General features: G+C 65.0%; 14 protein-coding genes and 4 pseudogenes. 6 read left to right on the forward strand and 12 right to left on the reverse strand.

The genetic code is table 11. The features are described from left to right. The first annotated feature begins 27 nt into the window (after window positions 1–27). A pseudogene (locus G6N54_RS18110) lies at window positions 28–1199 on the forward strand (sulfotransferase family protein). 50 nt (window positions 1200–1249) lie between these two features. On the opposite strand, the gene G6N54_RS18115 reads toward G6N54_RS18110, so the two are convergent. The 3 genes from G6N54_RS18115 to G6N54_RS18125 are packed head-to-tail and all read right to left on the reverse strand — an operon-like array spanning window position 1250 to window position 5115. Beyond that, window positions 1250–1663: a Zn-ribbon domain-containing OB-fold protein gene (locus tag G6N54_RS18115; RefSeq protein ID WP_163791291.1), complete on the reverse strand. Its 414-nt coding sequence runs from the start codon at window positions 1661–1663 to the stop codon at window positions 1250–1252. 1 nt (window position 1664) lies between these two features. After that, a complete protein-coding gene (locus tag G6N54_RS18120) occupies window positions 1665–2873 on the reverse strand; it encodes a thiolase family protein (protein WP_163791292.1) in 1209 nt (402 codons plus the stop codon). 22 nt (window positions 2874–2895) lie between these two features. Then, the gene (locus G6N54_RS18125; protein WP_163791293.1) at window positions 2896–5115 is read right to left on the reverse strand and encodes an acyl-CoA dehydrogenase; all 2220 of its coding nucleotides are present in this window, start codon (window positions 5113–5115) and stop codon (window positions 2896–2898) included. A gap of 183 nt (window positions 5116–5298) precedes the next feature. Here G6N54_RS18125 and G6N54_RS18130 point away from each other — a divergent pair, with 183 nt between their 5' ends. Then, window positions 5299–5886: a TetR/AcrR family transcriptional regulator gene (locus G6N54_RS18130; protein WP_163791294.1), complete on the forward strand. Its 588-nt coding sequence runs from the start codon at window positions 5299–5301 to the stop codon at window positions 5884–5886. A 591-nt stretch (window positions 5887–6477) separates the two neighbouring features. Beyond that, window positions 6478–6678, forward strand: coding sequence for a hypothetical protein (locus tag G6N54_RS30660; RefSeq protein ID WP_232072874.1), 201 nt, complete (start codon window positions 6478–6480; stop codon window positions 6676–6678). Between the two features lie 1024 nt (window positions 6679–7702). Here G6N54_RS30660 and G6N54_RS18140 read toward each other — a convergent pair. From G6N54_RS18140 to G6N54_RS18165, 7 genes and pseudogenes are all read right to left on the reverse strand, one after another. Next, on the reverse strand, window positions 7703–8695 hold the full coding sequence (locus tag G6N54_RS18140; protein WP_163791295.1) for an ABC transporter ATP-binding protein: 993 nt from the start codon (window positions 8693–8695) through the stop codon (window positions 7703–7705). A gap of 3 nt (window positions 8696–8698) precedes the next feature. Next, window positions 8699–9745: pseudogene (locus G6N54_RS18145) on the reverse strand (ABC transporter permease). 62 nt (window positions 9746–9807) lie between these two features. After that, window positions 9808–10428: an isochorismatase family cysteine hydrolase gene (locus tag G6N54_RS18150; RefSeq protein WP_163791296.1), complete on the reverse strand. Its 621-nt coding sequence runs from the start codon at window positions 10426–10428 to the stop codon at window positions 9808–9810. 129 nt (window positions 10429–10557) lie between these two features. After that, window positions 10558–10791, reverse strand: a pseudogene (locus tag G6N54_RS31860) (hypothetical protein); the annotation flags it as partial. A gap of 106 nt (window positions 10792–10897) precedes the next feature. After that, window positions 10898–11734 (reverse strand): helix-turn-helix domain-containing protein, encoded by an 837-nt coding sequence (locus G6N54_RS18155; protein WP_163791297.1) that lies wholly within the window; start codon window positions 11732–11734, stop codon window positions 10898–10900. Between the two features lie 104 nt (window positions 11735–11838). Further along, window positions 11839–12425 (reverse strand): annotated as a pseudogene (locus tag G6N54_RS18160) (cytochrome b). Then, complete coding sequence (locus G6N54_RS18165) at window positions 12422–13552, reverse strand: catalase family peroxidase (RefSeq protein WP_276056347.1); 1131 nt, start codon at window positions 13550–13552, stop codon at window positions 12422–12424. Before G6N54_RS18165 ends, G6N54_RS18160 begins: the two are co-directional and overlap by 4 nt. A 280-nt stretch (window positions 13553–13832) precedes the next feature. Here G6N54_RS18165 and G6N54_RS18170 point away from each other — a divergent pair, with 280 nt between their 5' ends. The 3 genes from G6N54_RS18170 to G6N54_RS18180 all read left to right on the forward strand — a co-directional run bounded on the left by G6N54_RS18170 (window position 13833) and on the right by G6N54_RS18180 (window position 17402). Next, complete coding sequence (locus tag G6N54_RS18170) at window positions 13833–15605, forward strand: N-acyl-D-amino-acid deacylase family protein (RefSeq protein WP_163791298.1); 1773 nt, start codon at window positions 13833–13835, stop codon at window positions 15603–15605. 11 nt (window positions 15606–15616) lie between these two features. Next, complete coding sequence (locus G6N54_RS18175; RefSeq protein WP_163791299.1) at window positions 15617–16975, forward strand: aromatic ring-hydroxylating oxygenase subunit alpha; 1359 nt, start codon at window positions 15617–15619, stop codon at window positions 16973–16975. A 109-nt stretch (window positions 16976–17084) separates the two neighbouring features. Further along, window positions 17085–17402: a hypothetical protein gene (locus G6N54_RS18180; RefSeq protein ID WP_232072875.1), complete on the forward strand. Its 318-nt coding sequence runs from the start codon at window positions 17085–17087 to the stop codon at window positions 17400–17402. Window positions 17403–17640: 238 nt separating this feature from the next. Here G6N54_RS18180 and G6N54_RS18185 read toward each other — a convergent pair whose 3' ends face one another. Both G6N54_RS18185 and G6N54_RS18190 read right to left on the reverse strand, forming a co-directional pair. Next, window positions 17641–18225 carry a class I SAM-dependent methyltransferase gene (locus G6N54_RS18185; protein WP_163794818.1) on the reverse strand — a complete coding sequence of 195 codons (585 nt, stop codon included), beginning with the start codon at window positions 18223–18225 and terminating at the stop codon, window positions 17641–17643. 70 nt (window positions 18226–18295) lie between these two features. Then, entirely contained in the window at window positions 18296–19822 is a 1527-nt protein-coding gene (locus G6N54_RS18190) for a SulP family inorganic anion transporter (protein WP_163794819.1), read from the reverse strand. Between the last annotated feature and the right edge of the window lie 295 nt (window positions 19823–20117).

A 20117-nucleotide genomic window follows, 5' to 3' on the forward strand; every position in this document is an offset into this window, starting at 1 on the left:
TTCGGTGCGCGAGAGCGGGGAGCGGGCATGACGCTACGGGAGCGGTTCAACCCGGACAACCTCATCGCCAGCGCCTGTGAACAGGTGGGCAGTGACGACTTCGGCGACGACGGTTGGCAACCCGGGCTGGAGCGCGTCGCCGACGGGCTGGTCAACGATGCGCGGCTCTCGGCAATCGGCGTGGAGGTCGCCCACCTCGATCTGATGCGAGCCCTGAAGAACCGGCTCGGCGTGACCGCCTGGCGCAAACAACATCCCGAGATCGCGGACAAGCCGATCACCGCGCCGATCTTCATCGTGGGGCAACCGCGCACCGGGACCACCATCTTGCACGACCTGCTCGCGCAGGATCCCGAGCTGCGGGCACCGTTGACCTGGGAGGTCGACGAGCCCTGTCCGGTTCCGCAACCCGAGACGTACCACAGCGATCCGCGAATCGCGCAGGCGCAGGCCAGCATCGACATGTCCGAGCAGATCGTTCCCGGCTTCCTGGCATTTCACCCGATGGCGCGCTGCTCGCACAGGAGTGTGTTCGCATCACGGGCAGCGAGTTCACCAGCATGATCTACACGGCGCAGTACCGGTTGCCGAGTTACTACCGCTGGTTGCTCTACGAGGCGGATCACACCGGAGCCTACCGCTATCATCGAATCTTCCTGCAGCACCTACAGTCTGGTGTTCCCGGCCAGTGGCTGTAGAAGTCGCCGGCACACCTGTGGCAGCTCGACAAGCTCCTCGCCGAATACCCCGACGCGCTGATCGTGCAGACGCACCGGGATCCGCTCAACGTCATCTCGTCGATCGCCGCGCTGACCAATCACTTGCGGCGGATGGGCAGCGACGAGACGAACATCGCCGAGTGCGCGGCACAGTCGTACGAGGAGATCACCGTCGGTCTCGACCGCGGGATGGCGATGCGTGACAAGGGCGTTGTACCGGACGGCCGCGTGATCGACGTCCAGTTCACTGATTTCGTGAAGGACCCCTGGACGACGATCAAAGATATCTATGCCGCGCTCGGCCGCGAGCTGAAACCCGAGGCCGAACAAAAGATGCGCGAGTTCCTGGCCGCCAATCCCGGCGACGGCGGGCGCGGGCGCTACACCTGGTCGGACACCGGCCTGGACGCCGGCGAGGTCCGTGAGCGGGTGCGCGCGTATCAGGAGCGCTACAACGTGCCGACCGAGGAGTTGCGTTAACCCAGCCGAACCGCCAATGTGAAACTAACTTCACGTTCGGCGCTGTGAGGTTACTCCTCAGCCGGCTCGTAACGCAGCATGGTGACCTCGTGCTCGGGATAGTCGAAGAACACCGGGCGCACCCGCATGCCGACGCTGAGATCGCCTTGCTCGACGTTGACCATCTCGGTGGAAAACCTTGGGCCCTCATCCCATTCGACGATCGCCAGCAGCTGCGGTACGGCATCGGCGAAATGCGGGCTGACGGGACGATGCGCCACGGTGAAGGAATACAACGTCCCCATGCCGGATATCTCACGCCATTCCAGGTCGTCGGCCAGGGTGCGCGGGGCGCGTACCCGCGGATAGAACACGTAGGCGTCCGACGACGGCGAGTACTGGATGACGATGCGGTGCTGGGTCAGCGCATCCCAAAACGGCGCGGTGGTAGGCGTTTTGACGGGCATCGGCCGTTCGAAAGTCATGTCAATCCCCTTGCAGGATGAGCGTCGTCTGCTCGGAAAGAATTCCGCCATTGCCGGACACGAAAGCACGGTTGCAGTCGGCGACTTGCGCCGCGCCCGCCCGACCCATGATCTGGCGGGTGGCGTCGCAGACATGGTGCATACCGCCAGCCAATCCCGCCTGGCCGAAGCCGAGCTGACCACCGGAGGTGTTGAGCGGGAAGTCGCCCCGGAAGGTCAGGTCGTGGTTGGCGACGAACTCCATCCCCGTGCCCTTCTCGCAGAAGCCCGCGTCCTCCAGCGACAGCAGCACGGTGATCGTGTAGCAGTCGTAGATCGAGACCATGTCCATCTGGTCGCGAGTCAGATCGGTCATGGCGAACGCGGTGTCGGCGGCTTCCGCGATCGGCGTATGCAATAGGTCCACGGCATAGGTCGGGGTCTTGAACGGCACGTGTTCGCCAAATCCTTTGATCCACACGGGGCGATTGCGCGAACGCCTGGCCACGTCGGCGTTGGCGACGACCACCGCGGCACCCCCGACACACGGCATCACGATCTCCAGCATGTGCAGCGGGTCGGCGATGATCGGGCTGGCCAGCACGTCCTCGACGGTGAGCGGCTTGTCCTTCCAGATCGCACCCTCGGTGTGATTGGCGTTAACCCGCGTGTCGACGACGAGCTTGGCCATGGCCCGCTCGTCATAGCCGTAGACTGCCGCGTAGCGCTGCGCCACCTGACCGTACGGCCCGTTCTGGCCGAGGTTGCCGTACGGAATCTCGAATTCCGCTTGTGGAGAGCCATATTGGTTACTCGACGAGCCAAAGTACAAGGCGTCGCCGTAGGTCTTGGGCTTCTTCGGTGACATCGGGGTGATGTACCGGGCCGGCAGTGCGCACAGCACCGCCTGGCAGATCCCGAGTTCGACGGCCGCGGCCGCCCGCCATACCATGGCGGCGGCACTGGCTCCGCCGAGGTCCACGTGTTCGGCGAATCGTGCTCCCACACCTAGGTATTCGGCGATCGTGGAGGGGACGAAGATCTCGGACTCGGACAGGTGCGAGGCGACGATGCCGTCGACGATTTCGAAGGGCACCCCCGCATCTGCCAGCGCGGCGGCGCCGAGCTCCGCCCATTGTTCGAGGGCGAACGGCGCGGGCGAGGCCTTGGTCATGCGTTCCGGCGCCAGCTCGACGTATCCGACGATCGCGGCCTCTCCGCGTAATCCCATGCTGCGTCCTTATTTCCGGCGTTTACTTGCGCGGTAGGCCGAGGATCATCTGCGCGATGATATTCAGCTGAATCTCCCGCGTGCCACCACCGATCAGCTCCGCCGGCAGATGAAGATAGGGCTGCACGACAGCGGGTTCGGAGTCGGTGACCATGACCGTCTGTCCGGTCAGGCGCAACGTCGCCTCGAATGTGCGGCGCAGCAACACATTCATCGCCACCTTCGCGATGCTGGACGCCGGACCGGATGCCTGACCATCGAGCAGTCGGATGGTTTCCCGCACGCCGAGCGCCCGGATCGCGTTGGTGTAGGCGTCGAGTTCGCCCAACGCCCGCTCGGCGTCGTCGCGTTCGGGCCCGGGCTCAGCCGCCAACTGACGCAGGGCGACAGCCCGGTCGAACTTGACGTATCCGCTGATCGCGGAACGCTCTTCGGCCATCGTGGCGATCGCCAGGTTCCAGCCGTCGGTGGGACCGCCGAGCAGCATCTCGTCGGCGACGAACACATCGTTGAGGAAGACCTCGTTGAAATGCGCCTCCCGGGTCGCCGTCTTGATCGGCTGGACCTCTACCCCCGGCGACCGCATGTCGAGGATGAAATACCCGATGCCGCGGTGCTTGCTGGCCTCGGGGTCGGTGCGCGCCAGCAGCGCGCCCAGATCGGCGTACTGCGCCAACGACGTCCAGATCTTGTGGCCGTTGATCCGCCAACCGCCGTCGACCTTGGTCGCCCGGGTTGTCAACGACGCGAGGTCGGAGCCCGCCGCCGGCTCACTGAATAGCTGGCACCAGTGAATGTCGCCGCGTTGTGTCGCTGGGATCAGGGTCTCCTGCAACTCTTTTGGTGCCGCAGCAATGACCGAAGGCAGGATCCACTCGGCGATGTTCAGCGACGGTCGCACCAGCCCGGGCCGCTTGGCGAACTCCTCGTCGATGATGAGTTGTTTGAGGGGCCCGGCATCGACGCCCCATGGCGCCGGCCAATGCGGCGCCATCAGACCGGCGTCCGCGATCAGCGTGCGCTGCGGCCCCATGGCCTGATCCTCGTAGTCCCCGTGCGGTGCGGGTTTGTCGTTGCGTAACTGCATGGCGGCATCGAGCTTTTCGGCGACCCAGGACCGGAACTCCGACTCGGCGTCACCCAGGTTGACCGACATGTCGCGCTGCTGGGCGCAGCCCAGCTGTCCCAGTAGCCGGGCCCAACGACTGGCCGGGCCGACCGATCCCGCCAGGCTGATGGCCCGCCGCCAGTACAGGTGCACGTCGTGTTCCCAGGTGAAACCGATGGCCCCGAGCATCGTCAGCGCGTCGAGCACCAGGTCGGGGACTGGCGCGATCGCGATCGTCGCCGCTCCGGCCGCCGCGAGCCGGTGCTGGTCGGTCGACTCGTCCGCGGCGCGCACCGCGTCCCACGCCGCCGCAGTGGCCAACTCGCTATTGACCAACAGCATCGCCGCGCTGTGCTGCAACGCCTGGAAGGTCCCGATCACCTTGCCGAACTGCTCGCGGGTGCGCAGGTGTGCGGTGACGGCCTCGACGCACCACTGGGTGATACCGGCCGTCGTGCTGGCGACCAGCGCCACGACCAGACATGCCGCGCGATCGTCGTCAATCCCGGTCAGAGCCTCGGATGCGCGATACTCGTTGAGCCGCACCACCCCGACGTCGACGACCAGATCGGTTCCGGGCGCGGATTCGATTGTCGCCGTGGGCTGTTCGGTGTCAACCACCACCCAGACGACCTCGTCACCATCGGTGCGGGCGCCGACCAGGATCACCGTGGCCGAACACGCACCGGCGGTGACCTTGGAGCTCCCGCTGACCAGCCAGCCCTGGCCGTCGGCGCGGGCCCGGAAATCCGCGTCGTCGGGCAGGACGACCGCCGCGGCTGCGCCGGACGCGAGGTCGCGGATCAACGATTCGGCGACCGGGGCCGGATCGGCCAGCAGCGCAACGGCTCCCGTGATCACGGTCGGGAGCAGCGGGCCAGGTAGCAGGGCCTTGCCCGCCGACTCCAGCACGCACGCCGCATCGATCAGGCGCCCACCCTGTCCGCCAAGGTCTTCCGGCAGGTGAACGGCGTGAAAGCCGTTGGCCACCAGCGCGTCCCACCAGTCGGGTAGTCGCCCGGCCGCCAGGGCGTCGAACTTGTCTCGGGTGGCGGCGATCGGGGCGTGCCGGCTGGCGAACTGGCCGACGGCGTCGCTGAGATCCTGCTGCTCGGGGGTCAGCCCCAGGCTCATGATCGCGGCCGCGCTGTGGCGAACGTGGGCTTCGGCCGCACCGGCTGATATCCTTCCGTCTTACAAGACGAACCGTCTCGTCTTGTGGAAGATTACCGGGGCCGGTCGAGGTCTGTAAAGCGACCCCGGGCCCCGCGGCCGGCGGCGCGGACTGCGAGGGGCCTGACAGACGAGGATCACCAGATGCCAACCGATCTCACTCAGGCGAATACGCCAAGGCGACGCAGCGAGAAGTCGCGGACGGCGATCGTCACCGCCACTCGTGAGCTACTGCTGGAGCGTGGGTTCGACGGGTTGACGATCGAGGCGGTCGCCGCACGCGCCGGCGTGGGAAAGCAGACGATCTATCGCTGGTGGCCCAGCCGTCCGGCGCTCGTGGCCGATGTCATGCTCGAAGACGCCGACAAGATTCTCGCGTCGGTTGAGCACACCGACGATCTGGCCGCCGACCTGCTGGGGTGGGTGCGCAAGCTGACTTCGACGCTGACGACGGAGCGTGGCGCGGCGATGTTGCGGACGCTGACCGTCGCCTGCATGGAGCACGAGGAAACCGCGGCTAAGCTACGCGCTGGATTCAGTTTGCCGCTGCACGACAGCGTCCGCACCAGGCTGTTGGCCGATGGCGTCGATGCCGCTACCGCCGAGTCCGCAGCCGATGCCATCGTCGGCGGCGTCGTATATCCGATCCTGTCTGACGCGCGTCAGTATTCACGGCGGCGGGCCGAATTGACCACGCAAATCATCGTCGAATCCTTGCGGCGTAAACGCTGAACTCGGCGGATTACGCGATAGGGGATCGGGGCCGAAATGCGGCCTGGGCAACGTGGGAAATAGTTAGATTAGCGAGGCATCCCACGGCCGATCCGTGAAATTAACGGGGTCGCATAAACGTTCCGCCCGCGCGGCCCTGATGCCACGAAAATGGCTGGCCTACACGATCATCAACACGGATTGTCGGTATCACGAATTCGGATTGGACCTCGATCCCACCGGATGTCAAGATTCCGTTCATACGTCGACCGGACGACAATCCAGGAGCCCAGCAATGGATCTGTCTGTTGAGCGAGTGTGGAACTCGCAAACCGCTACGCCGAGCAACTGCTTCGGGGATTGCGGCGACACGCAGGGTGGTAGTCGTTCGGCTACCCGAAAACGAGCACAAGCGAATTAGGCTCGGCGATTATGAGCAACCGGCCGAGTCCGTGGGGCAATGAGCGAGCGAAACTCTCGCATCAGCTGGACATGCACGGCGAAGTTCTCGGGCGTCGGCACGCGCGGCGGCTTTGCCACCGCTTCGCGCGGGTCGGCGTCGATACTTCGCCGGCCCGGCTCAGAGCGATGCTGGCAGGGGCACCCTGCCCCGTGAGCGAAGAGACCAACGTCCGATTCGCGTTGATCGCGGCTGAACTCGATCGGGAAGCCCGCACCGCGAAGTACCGGCAGATGCGTCGCGACGGCGCGCGCTCGCTGTTGATCGCGGGCATGACGCTACTCGCCTTGAACTTCCTACTCTGCGCTGCCTACGCACTGTTGAACCTGGCCCAACAGTCCTCGCCGTACTGACCGGGACGCCTGCGTCGAGCGGGCGGTCGCGTGCGAAGAACGCGAATATCGCTGGACCAGCCGAAGTTAACTAGCGCACACACGAATCGGCGGGTCCGTGTTGCCACTTCCGCGCACCAGAACGCGACGAATTCGCAGCGCCAGTGACAGTCGGTGCGCAACATCAGGAATGACAGCCGGTGCGCGTCATCGGACGTGTCATCTGTTGGCGTGGAGTGATTTACGCAAACTATCAAACTTTTTTCGCGTCGCTATTTTGCTACTCCCATTGTATGACAACGCTATTCACGCTGTCGATTGCGCTGTGATTGAGTGTTAATACGCCAGTTACGGCCGGTACCGGTGTCGTAACACGCGAAAAATATTGTTAGCGAATAATATTGGTCGCTTCAAGCTCCTGCGGCAACGTACGGCCGAGGGGAAGCGTCGGCGGCCCGCGAACACATCCACGCCGTTCAATGCACCGCCGCGAACCCATCCGTCCGGGAGGCGTCGCGGTCACCCGGGCTGCTGCCACCAGGAGCGGCGCGAGCGTCCAATCTGGACTCTCAGCCGTGCCTACCCAACGCAATTCGAAACGGAGAACCACATTGAGTACCCGCACGTACACATTGGACGGCGCAGTCGCACCCATGGCATCGCCCGTCGCACGGACTCGCTGGGTTCAGCTTGGTCTTGGCCTTGTTTGCATGATGGCCATATCGAGTCCGCAGTATGTGTGGACGCTGATGACCAAGCCGCTTGCCGCCAAGCTCGGCATTGGCCTGCCCGAATTACAAGTTACGTTACCGAGCTTTGCTGAAACGGTCTGGGTGAGCCTTGGCGCGGCGGCTGCGGGACGGTGTACGAAAGGTGAACGTTGACGGCCGATTTCGTCGCAGTTGTCCGAACAACTCGCAGATCGTGAGCCTCTGGCAAAGCAGGGGAATCCGGTCGGCGTTAGGGTGCGCGGCGCCGGGAATCTTCGCCAGTCACCGCATTGACTGCCCGATCGATGCGGAACGCGCGCCCGTCAGCAGCCGGGTCAGTCGCTAGCCAACGGGTGTTGGCCGATCAATTCACCGATCCCGGTCGCACCGAGCCGCTCCCGGAATGCCTGCGCCGTGTACCCGACGGCCGTCGCATCGGTTCGGGCGCGCACGGTCGCGGAGCGCGGCATGTGAAACAACACGCCGATTTCGCCGAAGTAGGCCCCGGGCCCGGCCACCTTGACCAATTCCTCACCACCGTCGGTTAATTCGCGCACAATGTCGAATTCGCCCTCGGATACCACGTAGATCAGGTCGCCCATCGTGCATTGTTCGAAGAGCATCTCACCAGCGCTCAAATGCACGGTTTCGGGTGGCCGATTCGTCGAGGCGAGCGCGGGCGCAAGCTCGACGACGTGATCGGCAATCGGCAGGATCCGGCTGTCGTGGGTGTCGACCACCAGCACACGTTCACCCTCCGCGAGGGAGCGGATCAACCGCAGCACCTCCTCCACCTGGATGAAGTCGAGGTGGGCGGTCGGTTCGTCCGCCAGGATCAACGGGGGATCGAGTGCGATTGCGCGCGCGATCGCGACACGTTGCTGCTGCCCGCCGCTCAGGTCTCCCGGTCGGTGCTTCATTCGTTCGGCAAGATTGACGCGCGTCAGCAACTCCTCGGCACGGCGACGCGAGACCGCACGTGGCGTCCCCGCCGCGCGCAGCGGAACCATCACGTTCTCCAGGGCACTGAGGCTGGGCACCAGGTTGAACGCCTGAAAGACGATGCCCACCTTGTCGCGCCGATAGTGTGCCAGGGCGGTGTGCTCGAGCGCCGTGACGTCGACGCCGTCGAACTTGATGGTGCCATACTTCGGACTCAGAATGCCGCCGAGGCACGACAGCAAAGTCGTCTTGCCGCAGCCGCTCGGCCCGAGCAGGATCACCAGCGACCCCGTCGCGACCTCAAGATTCAAGCCGTTGATCGGCCGCACCGCGTATCCGCCGCTGGAGTACTCGACGACTAGGTCCTCGATGCTCAGATCGCCCATCGCTCAGGGACCTCCGAACGCGATCGCCGGATCGACGGCCACCGCACGCCTGAATCCGGCAAGGCTAGCCAGCAGCCCGACGACGATGGCGACCAGCGGCAGCCAGATGTAGGCGCTCGTAGGCACCACGATGAGCAACGGGAACAACGGTGCCAGCAGCTGCGAAAGGATCGCACCCAACACCGCCGCGAGCAGCGCGACGACGACCGCCTGCAGCGCCAGCCCGCCCAGAATCGACCGCGCCGGCACCCCAATCGCTTTGAACACCGCGAAGTCGCGCAGACGCTCCAGCGCGGATAGACAACCGAGCCGACGATCAACACCGCCACGATCCAGAGCAAAACCGCCACGATCGTGATGGAACCTCCCGCGACCTTCACCGCACGAATCAGATCGGCGACACCGGCCGCTCGATCGACGGTCTGGTAGCCGTCCGGCAGCTGCCGCGGCGCGCCCTGAATCCCGATGGACGAGATGATCGGCTGACCGTTGTACGCCAGTTGCTGAAGGCCCTTGGTGGGGTCAGAAAGACGTTGGGCATCTTCGCCAGCGAGGTGGAGTTGGGCACGATACCGACGACCTGCAGGGTGCGCGCACCGACCTGGATTCCGTCGCCCACGTGCCGACCAAGCGTGCTCGACACGGCGACCTCGTCCGGGGTTCACGGTGTTCGCCCCTCCGAAACACGCGGCATTCCGGGTCCATCCGTCGGCGCCCCAAACACCGTGACATTACGTGCCGACGTGCCATCCCTGACCGTTGACGGCGCACAGGCCAATGGAGCCGCGGCCGCGACGCCCGGCTTGGCGGCTACCCGAGGCAGTTCAGCTTCGGCGAACGGCGTTGCGCCCAGGAATGGTCCGGCCGCCCCGGCCTTGACGACGAACGCATCTACGCCAATGGAATCGACGGTTCGCTGGGCCTCGACGTGAAAGCCGTTCGCGAGCCCCGTCAGACGCGCGTCATCGCGAACACCAGTCCGGTGCTTACCACCGCGATTACGAGGCGTCTGCTTCGCCATTGCATGTCGCGCAAGGCCGCGAACAGCATGTTCAGACGCTACCGCCACCCCTGGCCGGTTGACCAGGCCTCGCCGCCGCGGGGATTGCCGGCTAGCCCAGCGCCGAAATCGTGGCGACGACTTCGTCGGTGGTGAGAATCGCACTGGCGTAGTTCGGGATATTGACGTCGAGGGCCGCGTGCATCTCCACGTCGGAGTAGCTCGCCGTCGCGTCCTTGACCACCGTGACGTCGTAGCCGAGCTCCGCGGCGAATCGAACGGTTGCCTCGACACAGGTGTGGGCGATCAGGCCCACGACGATCAGCCGATAGATGCCGTGCTTCTTGAGCAGCAGGTCTAGATCGGTGTTGGCGAACCCACTGGAGCACCAATGTTCTTGGGCCACAATGTCGCCCGGTTGCGGCTCGAAGTCGGGATGAAGCTCGCCACCCCAGGTTCCATACTCGAACGTCTTGCGTGACCAAGCGGCCCGCTGGATCGGCGCCACGTACTTCCAGGTCTCGTAGTCGCCCGGACGGTACCGGCGGTGCAGTGCATAGAAGACACGGATCTCCGCAGCCCTTGCGGCGTCGAGGGTTTGACGCATGTGCGGGATGCATCCGTTGGCTTCGGCGACACCCTTCAGGCGATCCCACACCTTGCCGCCGTCGGAGATGAAGTCGTTGTACGGATCGATTACCAGCAGGCCGGTGAGGTCCTTTTCCTGCGCCACGGTGCTATGGTCGCATGCCGGCGGTGCTCCCGTCTCAGCCCGAACGTTCGGCGGTCAGGATTTCCGCGGCCCGTTCACCGATGATCACGCACGGGGGCCATCGTGTTGCCGGGGGTGACTCGCGTGTCACCGGTTCGCCTCGACGACCGCCGGGGCGGTGTCGCAGCCGCCAGCCTCCAGCAGCATGCTGGCATCTGGATTCTCGGCGAGTCGGCGCGCTACCACCGAGCCCGCTCAACCGGCCCCGCAGACGATGAAGTCATACCGCGGGTGCAGTGCCGCGCCGAGCCGCTCTTGGTTAGCGGAAACCAGCCGCGGAAATTCGGGTTGGGCTTGTGAATCACGTTGCGCCGCTGTGATCATCGACCGCTTCTTTGCCAGACACGCTCGGGCCCAGCATTTCTCGTACCGCAAACTCGATCCAGACCGAAGCATTCCTGGTAGCTGCGCGGTCAGTTACGCGTGAAGATCAATCCGACGGCGCCGGGCTGGCGAGGCTGGACAGCAACCGGAGCCGCTCCTCCGCGGTGGTGCCGGATTCGGCGTAATAGGTGACGAGCACCTGCCTGGTATCGGGAAGCACGAAGGTGCGATAGCGCAGCTCCAACAGGCCCACCTGGGGGTGGTCGATCACAGCGGGGCCGGTGGTCTTCTGCCTGACCTCCTGGCGAGCCCACAGGGTGCGGAACCGCTGGCTGGCGATGCTGAGTTCACCGATCAGTGACTGCAATTCGGGGTCGGCGGAATTGTCTTCGGCGATGTTGTAGCGCAGCCAAGAGGTCAGAATCGCGGTGACATCGTCCCAGTTTTTGATCCAGTCGCGCAGGCCGGGCTCCAGAAACACCGCCCGCATGTGGTTGATGCCCGGGACGAAAAAAGGCGACAGCGCGCGCGCCATCGCGTTGGCGGCCAGGATGGTCATCTGCCGGTTCTGGATATATGCGGGAGTCTGGTGCCAGTCGTCGATCAGCGTCTGCAGCCCGGGCTCGAATTTTTCGGGTGAGACGGAGCCGCGCCGCCGCCGGCGAGGCGCCGGGTGGGCCAGGTTGCGCATGTACTGCGTGGCATCGTCATTCAGCTGCAGCGCGCTGGCCAAGCCCTCCAATACCTGATCGGACGGCTGGCGTTCCCGGCCTTGCTCGAGTCTCAAGTAGTACTCGGCACTGATGCCGGCCAACATCGCTACTTCCTCGCGACGCAAGCCCGCTACCCGCCGGCGCTCACCCTCGGCAAGCCCGACATCGGCGGGCTTCAGCAAATCGCGGCGCGCTCTCAGAAACGTCGCCAACGACTGCGGATCGGGCATGTTTCGAAGATAGCTCTGACGCGCACGGCTAGGGTAACCGCATTTCTACCAGGAATTGCCCGGTCATGACTTACCTTGCCGGCCAACGGAATCCCATCCATGGCTCAGGAGCCACTTTGTGTGTCCTGCGCTGGCGCACCGAACTTGTTGGGCCACAGTGCCATTCGATCGAGCACTTGTCCCGCAACACGAGCGTGTGAAACAGAACCGCGCACATGTGGGCGGTAAACGCGGCGAATAACAAGAAGGCGAAAACCCCGTGGCACTCGCGCAGCACCGCGTAGAGATCGAGGTTCTGCGGTGCGATGCCCGGCAGACGGAGCGGCCCGGCCAGGGTGACCGGGAGCTTGGCGGCCGACAGCGTGGCCCATCCGATCACGGGCTGTATCAGAAGTAAGGCATAAAGCGCATATTCCGACCAGGTCGCGATGCGCCGCTCGAGGCGGCTCATCGTGGCCAAGAATGCCGGAGGGCGATGCGTGAGCCGATTCGCGAGCCGCACTACCGCGAAGACCAGGATCGCCACACCCAACGGCCGGTGGATGGCCAACAGCAACGGGTAATAACTTAGCGACGCGATCATGGTCACACCGATAAGCAGCTGCACGATGACCATTGGTGCCATCAGCCAGTGCAGAATCCGGGACGGGATCGTGAAACGTGCTGCCGTTTCGGCATTCTCGCCGCTCATGAGCGCACCCCGCTGACGTTGACCGCGCTGGGCGATTTGGGTTCCTCGGCACGGCGGGTGAACGGGCGCGCGTAAACGGCCGACCGCGCGGCCAGCAACGGATCGTCGGACACGGTGATGCCGTCGGGCAGCACGGTCGGGTCGAAGTTGATGTCGCGGGCGTTGCCGGCTTCCTCGGTCTGCACCGCATTGATGGTGATGGTGCCGGCGTCGATCGACCGCCGTGACTGCGGCCAGGGCTTGGTGGCGTCGTTGGTCGGGTCGCCCGGTTCACCGATGGTGAGAACGAGTTTCCACGTCAGCGGCCGCCGCCCCACCGCGACGATGAGGTCGTCGAACAGGTAGTCCTTGCCGGCCGAAGGCGCCGGGAGCGCCCCTTTGTCCTGCTGCGCAACCGCCGACCAGCGCACCGGGACGGTCGCGCCGGCGCTATTAGTGAAGTAGAACGCATTCAGACCGTGAAATGTGCTGTCCGCGAACCCCACACTCGGCGGTGTCTGCTTGATGATTTTCAGCGCCGCAACCGTCTCGGGGTGGCGGTCCAAGAAGGCGGCCATCTTCTGCGGATCGGGCTTGCCCGTGGCGGGAACGGGTTTGGACGCGAGCAGCCGCTCGTAAAAGCCCTCCGGGGTGCGATCGGTGAAGACCGGGAAATTGACCATCGCGGTGCGCCACTGCCGCCCGTTGGGCACCTGGAACACCAGCCCCAGACCGCGGACTGTGTCGGGCTTGTCGCTTTGGTCCGGCAGTCCGCCGCCCAGCGAAAACCGGCCGACCACCCCAACGCTGCCCGCTTGGAAGACCGCCGCCCGACAGATGGCCGCGCCCGCCCCATTACTCGCGAACGATCCCGTCGCGCTCAGCCCTTTGGCGTGATTGCGGCGAAACCCTTCGTGACGGCCGAAGACGTGCTCGAACCGATCGGCGAAGCGCGGCGGGGTCAAGTCGTCGGGCCGCAACCAACCGCCCGCGTAGGCGAACCCGCCCACGTCCACGGCGGCAACGCCGGCGACTGCACCCATCCCGAGCAGCGCGCCGCGCCGGGTGAATGCACCGAATCGACGTTGGCTGGGCTGCGTTTCAGCGGGCCGATCCTCCGGCTGCTGATCGCGATCAGCGGGCTCCATGGCCCACCGTCCTTTCCGTACTGCCGCGCAGCGTGGAACTAAGTCGCTGAAGGCAATTCAATCCAGGGGCTGATGTCGTGCGCAACTCTTAGGGCTACCGGTGCCCACATCCGGACCACGACGGAGCGGGAGAATTCGTTCAACTCTCGCCCAAGACCTTCACTATTTACGCTCCGAGGCGTAGCGTAATGGGCGGCCGAGGCCGGGCGTTCCCCGGTCTCGTGTCCACCATCTGCGGCCAGCCACCCATGGCGACCACGAACATACTCGAAGGAGACTCGTGTTCGACCTCAAGATCACCGGTGGAACTGTTGTCGACGGCACGGGCGCCGAGCGCTACCGAGCCGACGTTGGCATCAAGGATGGTCAGATCGTCGACGTCGTCCGACGGGGCGCTGAGGACGCGGAGATAGGCGGCTTGGCAACAGCCCCCGCGGCCGAAACTATCGACGCGACGGGTCAAGTGGTGGCCCCCGGCTTCGTCGACATCCACACCCACTACGACGGTCAGGTCACCTGGGACAGTTTGCTGGAGCCGTCCAGCGGCCACGGTGTCACGACGCTGGTGACGGGCAACTGCGGTGTGGGCTTCGCACCCGTGCGGCCCGGCAGCGAGCAGTGGCTCATCGAGTTGATGGAAGGCGTCGAGGACATTCCCGGCACCGCACTCACCGAGGGCATCACCTGGGGCTGGGAGACCTACCCCGAATACCTCGACGCGATCGGCAAGCAGAAGTTCGCAGTAGACGTGGGCAGTCAGGTCGCGCACGGCGCCATTCGCGCCTACGCGATGGGCGAGCGGGGCGCCCGCAACGAGCCGGCCACGCCCGAGGACATCGCGGCGATGGGCCGGCTGGTGACCGAGGCGATCGAGGCCGGGGCGCTTGGGTTTTCGACGTCGCGCACGATGGGACACCGCGCAATGGACGGCGAGCCCGTACCCGGCACGTTTGCCACCGAGGACGAGTTGTTCGGTCTCGGCCGAGCCATGGCGGCCGCGGGCCAGGCGGTGTTCGAGCTCGCCCCGCAGGGATCCGCGGGCGAGGACATCGTCGCTCCGAAGAAAGAACTCGACTGGATGCGTCGGTTGAGCGGCGAGATCGACCGACCGGTGTCGTTCGCGCTGATCCAGGTCGACGCCGACCCGAACCTCTGGCGCGAGATGCTGGACCTGTCCGCCGATGCGCACGCGGCCGGCGCCCGGCTGTACCCGCAGGCCGCGGCGCGCCCGTTCGGCATGATGATCGGCTTCCAGGGCCACCACGGCTTCACCCACCGGCCCACCTACCGGCGCCTGAAGGCCGAGTGCAGCCGTGAAGAGCTCACGCATCGGCTGACCGACCCCGCGGTGAAGGCCGCGATCTTGTCCGAGGACGACCTGCCCGCCGACCCCACGCTGTTGTTCGACGGGATGTTCGCCCTGGTGCAGCACTCCCTGAAACGGCTCTACGCGCTTGGCAACCCGCCCGACTACGAACCCACCCCGGATCGCGCCGTGGCCGCCATCGCGAAAGCGCGCGGCGAAGACCCGCTGGCGACGCTGTACGACCTGATGCTCGAACAGAACGCGACGGCCATGCTGATGCTGCCGCTGTTCAACTACGCCGACGGCAACCACGACGCGATCCGCGAGATGATGCTGCACCCCGCCGGCGTGCTCGGGCTGTCCGACGGGGGCGCGCACTGCGGAATGATCTGTGACGCTTCCTATCCCACCTTCCTGCTCACGCACTGGGCCCGGGACCGGCACCGGGGCGAGAAGTTGTCCCTGGAACACGTGATCCGCAAGCAGTCCCGCGACACTGCCCACCTGTTCGGTCTCACCGATCGCGGCACGATCGAGCGGGGCAAGAAGGCCGACATCAACGTCATCGACATGAACGCGCTGACCCTGCATCCTGCGGCGATGGCCTGGGACCTACCGGCCGGTGGCAACCGGATTCTGCAGGGGGCCAGCGGCTACGCCGCGACCATCGTCAGCGGAACGGTGACCCGCCGCAAGGACGTCGACACCGGAGCCCGGCCCGGCCGCCTGGTACGCGGAGCGCGCTGAGGACTTCGTCGGTGACCGCGGCTGCCGGCAACCCGGCACGCACCCGAGACGAGGACGCGATCGGCACCCCGCCCGACGGCCCGACGCTGGTGCCGGCTGAGCGCTACTACTCCCCGGTCTTCGCGCGACTCGAGATCGAACGTATGTGGCCGAAGGTGTGGCAGATCGCCTGCATGGTCGACCATGTCGCCGAACCGGGCGACTACTTCGAATACCGGTGCGGCCCATACGGGATGCTGATCGTTCGCGGCGACGACGGCGTGTTGCGAGCGTTTCAGAATGCGTGTCGCCATCGCGGCAACTCGCTGTGCACCGGCTCGGGTTCGGCACTGCGCGAGCTCAAATGCGGTTATCACGGTTGGACGTGGGACCTGGCCGGCGTCCTCGAGCGGGTGCCCAACCGCAAGGGTTTCGGTGCCCTGCATATGTCCGATTTCCCGTTGGTCGCGGCCAAGGTCGAGAGCTGGGAAGGGCTCGTCTTCGTCAATCTCGACGTCAACGCGATGCCGCTGGACGAATACCTCGAGGCGATTCCCGATGACATCGCGTGGTGTCGTTTGGCAGATTTCCGTTGCTACGCGACTCTCACCGTCGAGGTCGAGGCAAACTGGAAGACGATCGCCGACGGGTACAGCGAGAGCTACCACATCCAGACCCTGCATCCGGAGTTACTGCGGTGCGTCGACGACATCCATGCGCCACAACAGATCTGGGGCCATACGGGTAAGTCCGACCAGCCCTACGGCGTGCCGAGTCCACGCTTCGACGGCGCGCTGAGCGACGAGCAGGTTTGGGACGCCTACGTATACACCCAAGGTGCGCTGATGGGCGCGGCCGAAGGCACCCCGTTCCCCGCCGACCAGCGGCGGCCCGGACAGACGGTCCAGGAGCTGATCGCCGATCGCACCCGGGATTTTGCTGCCAGCCGAGGGGTGAATCTGGACTGGGCCGACACCGACCGGATCACCCGGCTGCACCAGTACAACGTGTTCCCGAACATGACGCTGTTGGCCAACGCCGACCACCTGACGATCATGTGCTCGCGTCCCGGACCCGACCCGGACAAGGGTGAATTGGTTATGTTCTTGATGACCCGGATGTCGCCCGGCGCGGCCCGCAACAAGCCAACGGACGTTCGCGTGGGTGCCGAGGATGCCGAGCCCGGCCTGGTGCTGACCCAGGACATTCGGGTGCTCCCGGGCGTGCAGCGCGGCATGCACCAGCCCGGATTCACTCACGTCGTGCTGTCCGGCGAGGAACGGCGGGTGATCAACATGCACCGCAATCTCGAGCGCTACCTCGACCTGCCGGAATCCGATCGGATGACCGGGGGCATATCGGAACCCGGCACATTCGCGCCGACAACTTAATCGGCGCCCACCCCCCGAAAAACCCGCCACGGGTCTAGACTTCCGGCTTGTGACGACCGCGTCGAATCCGTGTGGTGATGAACGAGGACAGCTGCCATACCGACTGCACATGGGGTATCAGATCGTCGGCCAGCGGCGCGCGCGGCGGATGTGCCGATCGTTCGCGGACGTGGGCGTCGACACCGGGCCCGTTCGTCTGCAGCAGATGCTCGCGGGCATGCCGGTCTCCGACGAAGAAATCACCGACGTCAATTTCGCCCTCATCGCGACCCAGATCAAGCGCGACGAGCGCAACGCGAAGCGCAAGGAGTTGCAGCGTCAGGGCACCCGCTCGCTGATGTTCGCCGGGATGATTCTGCTGGTGCTGAACTTCCTGTTCTGCCTCGCCTACCTGATGCTCAATCTGACGGACCAGGCCCCACTCTAGCGCCGGGCAGTTGGGTTACCGCCACCGAAACGGCCCGGGGCAAGGTGATCGTCCGTTGTGCGGGGCGATACCAGCCCTGGGCGGCATGCTGGCCGGTGTGTTTTTCGCCATGACGTCGAGTGTGCGTCCCGGGCTTTGCGTGTGCTTTCTGGGCGGCGACACGCAGATAGAGCCCGCCGAGACGTGCACCCAAAACCGCAGTCGCACAGCAGAAGCGACGAGTCCAGCCCGTTGATGCCTAATCGGACCGGCGAAAGCGCACGATGTCGTGCCATCGATTGCCGGTCGATCGCACGAATTCGAAGTTCTCGGGCTCGACGAGATCGCGCAATTCTTGGACACTCATCCGGTCCGGATCGGGAAACGCCTCGGCGAACACGAGGTACCCGCCCGGCTTCAGCACCCGGCCCAGCGAACGGATACACGCTGGCTTGTCGGGCACCTCGCCGATCACCGCCGCCAGGAACGCGACATCGAAAGTGCCTTCGGGGTAAGGAAATCCGTTGCTTGCCTCGCCCGTGGTGAAGCCGACGTCGTGGAACCCGGCCAGCTCGAGTTGGCGCCGCGCCTTGTCCAGCATCTCGGGCTGAAGGTCGAAAAGGTCCAGCCGGCCGTAGGTGAGCTGACGGGCGATCTGCACGCTGTAGAAGCCCGGGCCGGGTCCGACTTCCAGCACGTGCTCAGAACCGGTGAGACCGATGCCGTCGACCTTGCGCGCCGGGTTGGACAGCGCCCGGCGTACCGGATTGTTCAGCAGGAACGCCGCCTGATGCGGATAGGGAGCGGCACCCTTATTGCGCCTCTTGTTGAGCAGGGCATCCATCCAGGTCGTCGACATCGCGCCTCCTAACTTGTCGGTCCAAGTTAGGTTACCCTAAGTAAATGCGTCGGCGCTAGGCCTGCTCCGGAACCCCGCGGGCCGGCATCGAACGGCCAACCTCCACCGCACCGTGGATCTCGACCGTTCCGCCCGTCGCGTGATGTTGCTGCTGCCAGTCGTTAATCGCTTGGTGCGCAGCATGATCCAAGTAGCTTGTCAGCAGATGCACCGCGACCGTAGTGCGCTCCGGGATGGACGCCAACACGCGCGTGAGCCTGGGCAGGGCGAGAAACGTGCAGGCCCCCTCGATGACGACCCGCCATTCGTCGCCCACGGGCGTGGCTTCGATCTTGGTCCGGATCACCCGCCAGGCGGTCAAGACGATGGCCAGGGCGAGTCCGATCATCACGCCGTGCAGCAGATTGAGGAACACGACCGCGACGATGGTCACCAGGTAGACGGTTAAATCGCCTGTTTTCATAACGGTTTCGATGTGCGCCGGCTGCAGTAGCTGTATTCCGATGACAATGAGCAGACCGGCCAGCGCCGCGGTCGGGATCTGCTCCACCAGTTCTGCGAACGGGATCGCGAACAGCAGGATCCAAAAGCCGTGCATGATCGTCGAGGCACGGGTTTTCGCGCCCGCGTGGACGTTGGCCGCGCTTCGCACGATCACACCGGCAATGGGAAGGCCGCCGATTGCCCCCGACACGATGTTGGAGGCGCCCTGTCCGATCAACTCGCGGTTGAAGTCGGTGCGTGGTCCGTGGTGCATCCGGTCGATCGATACCGCCGTCAACAGGCTCTGCACGCTGGTGATGAGCGTCACGGTGACGATCCCGACGACGACGGCGCCCCAATTTCCGTGCGGGATGGCCGGCAGTTGCAGCGCTTGCAGCACCGATCCGTCGAGCTCGATCCGCGATACGTGGAACGGGAACACCAGCGACACGACCGTCACCGCCACGATCGCGACCAGCGGACCGGGAATGGGCGCCACTTTGGCGGGAGCCCAGCGCCAGCCGATCATGATGCCGATCACGAGCAGGCCCAACAGGACTCCGGGCCGGTGTGCATTCACGATCTGGTGTGGCAGCTCAATGACGTTGCGCCAGGCTGTGCTCTTGGATTCCCCGCCCAGGAGTACATGCATTTGCTGAAGCGCGATGGTGACGCCGATCCCGGCCAGCATCGCGTGCACGACGACGGGCGAGATCGCTAGGGCGGCCCGGGCAACCCGGCTGAATCCCAGCAGCACCTGCATGAGACCCGCCATGGCGGTGATAAAACATGTTATTCCCCAACCGAATTCACCGATCAGATCGGCCACCACCACCGTCAGGCCGGCGGCGGGACCACTCACCTGCAGTGGCGAGCCGCCGACCGCTCCGCCCACGACTCCACCGACGATCGCAGCGATCAGACCGGCGAGCACCGGCGCGTCGGAGGCGATTGCGATTCCGAGTGACAACGGCAGAGCGACCAAGAAGACCACCAGCGACGCCGACAGGTCATGCCGAAACACCGGCCGCAACCGGTCTTTCAGGGACGCTGATCGATGCTCGATAGTTCGCGCTTCGTGCTGTTCGATGAGTTGCATCGGCGCCTCGCTCGTTGGGTTGCGTGAGAGACGTGGCATCACCCTCACCTGCGATAGCTCACGTTCGACGTAACATGCTGGTATACAGGCGATTACGCTATTTCACCAACTCCGTTGTTCGGCTGGGATCGCCTGGCTTCATTCGAAGGTAGGTGGGCGCCCAACGCGGGTCAACCAGACCAGCCGTGCGCATATGGAATGCAAATCTTTGTGCTCGCACCGTTACGAAGTCGCAATGCACCGCAACAATAGACCTCAGTTTGCGCTAAACGGCTTGGCCTGCCGAATATTTCAC

Origin of the sequence: Mycobacterium stomatepiae, assembly GCF_010731715.1 — a bacterium.
GTDB classification, from domain to species: Bacteria; Actinomycetota; Actinomycetes; order Mycobacteriales; family Mycobacteriaceae; genus Mycobacterium; species Mycobacterium stomatepiae.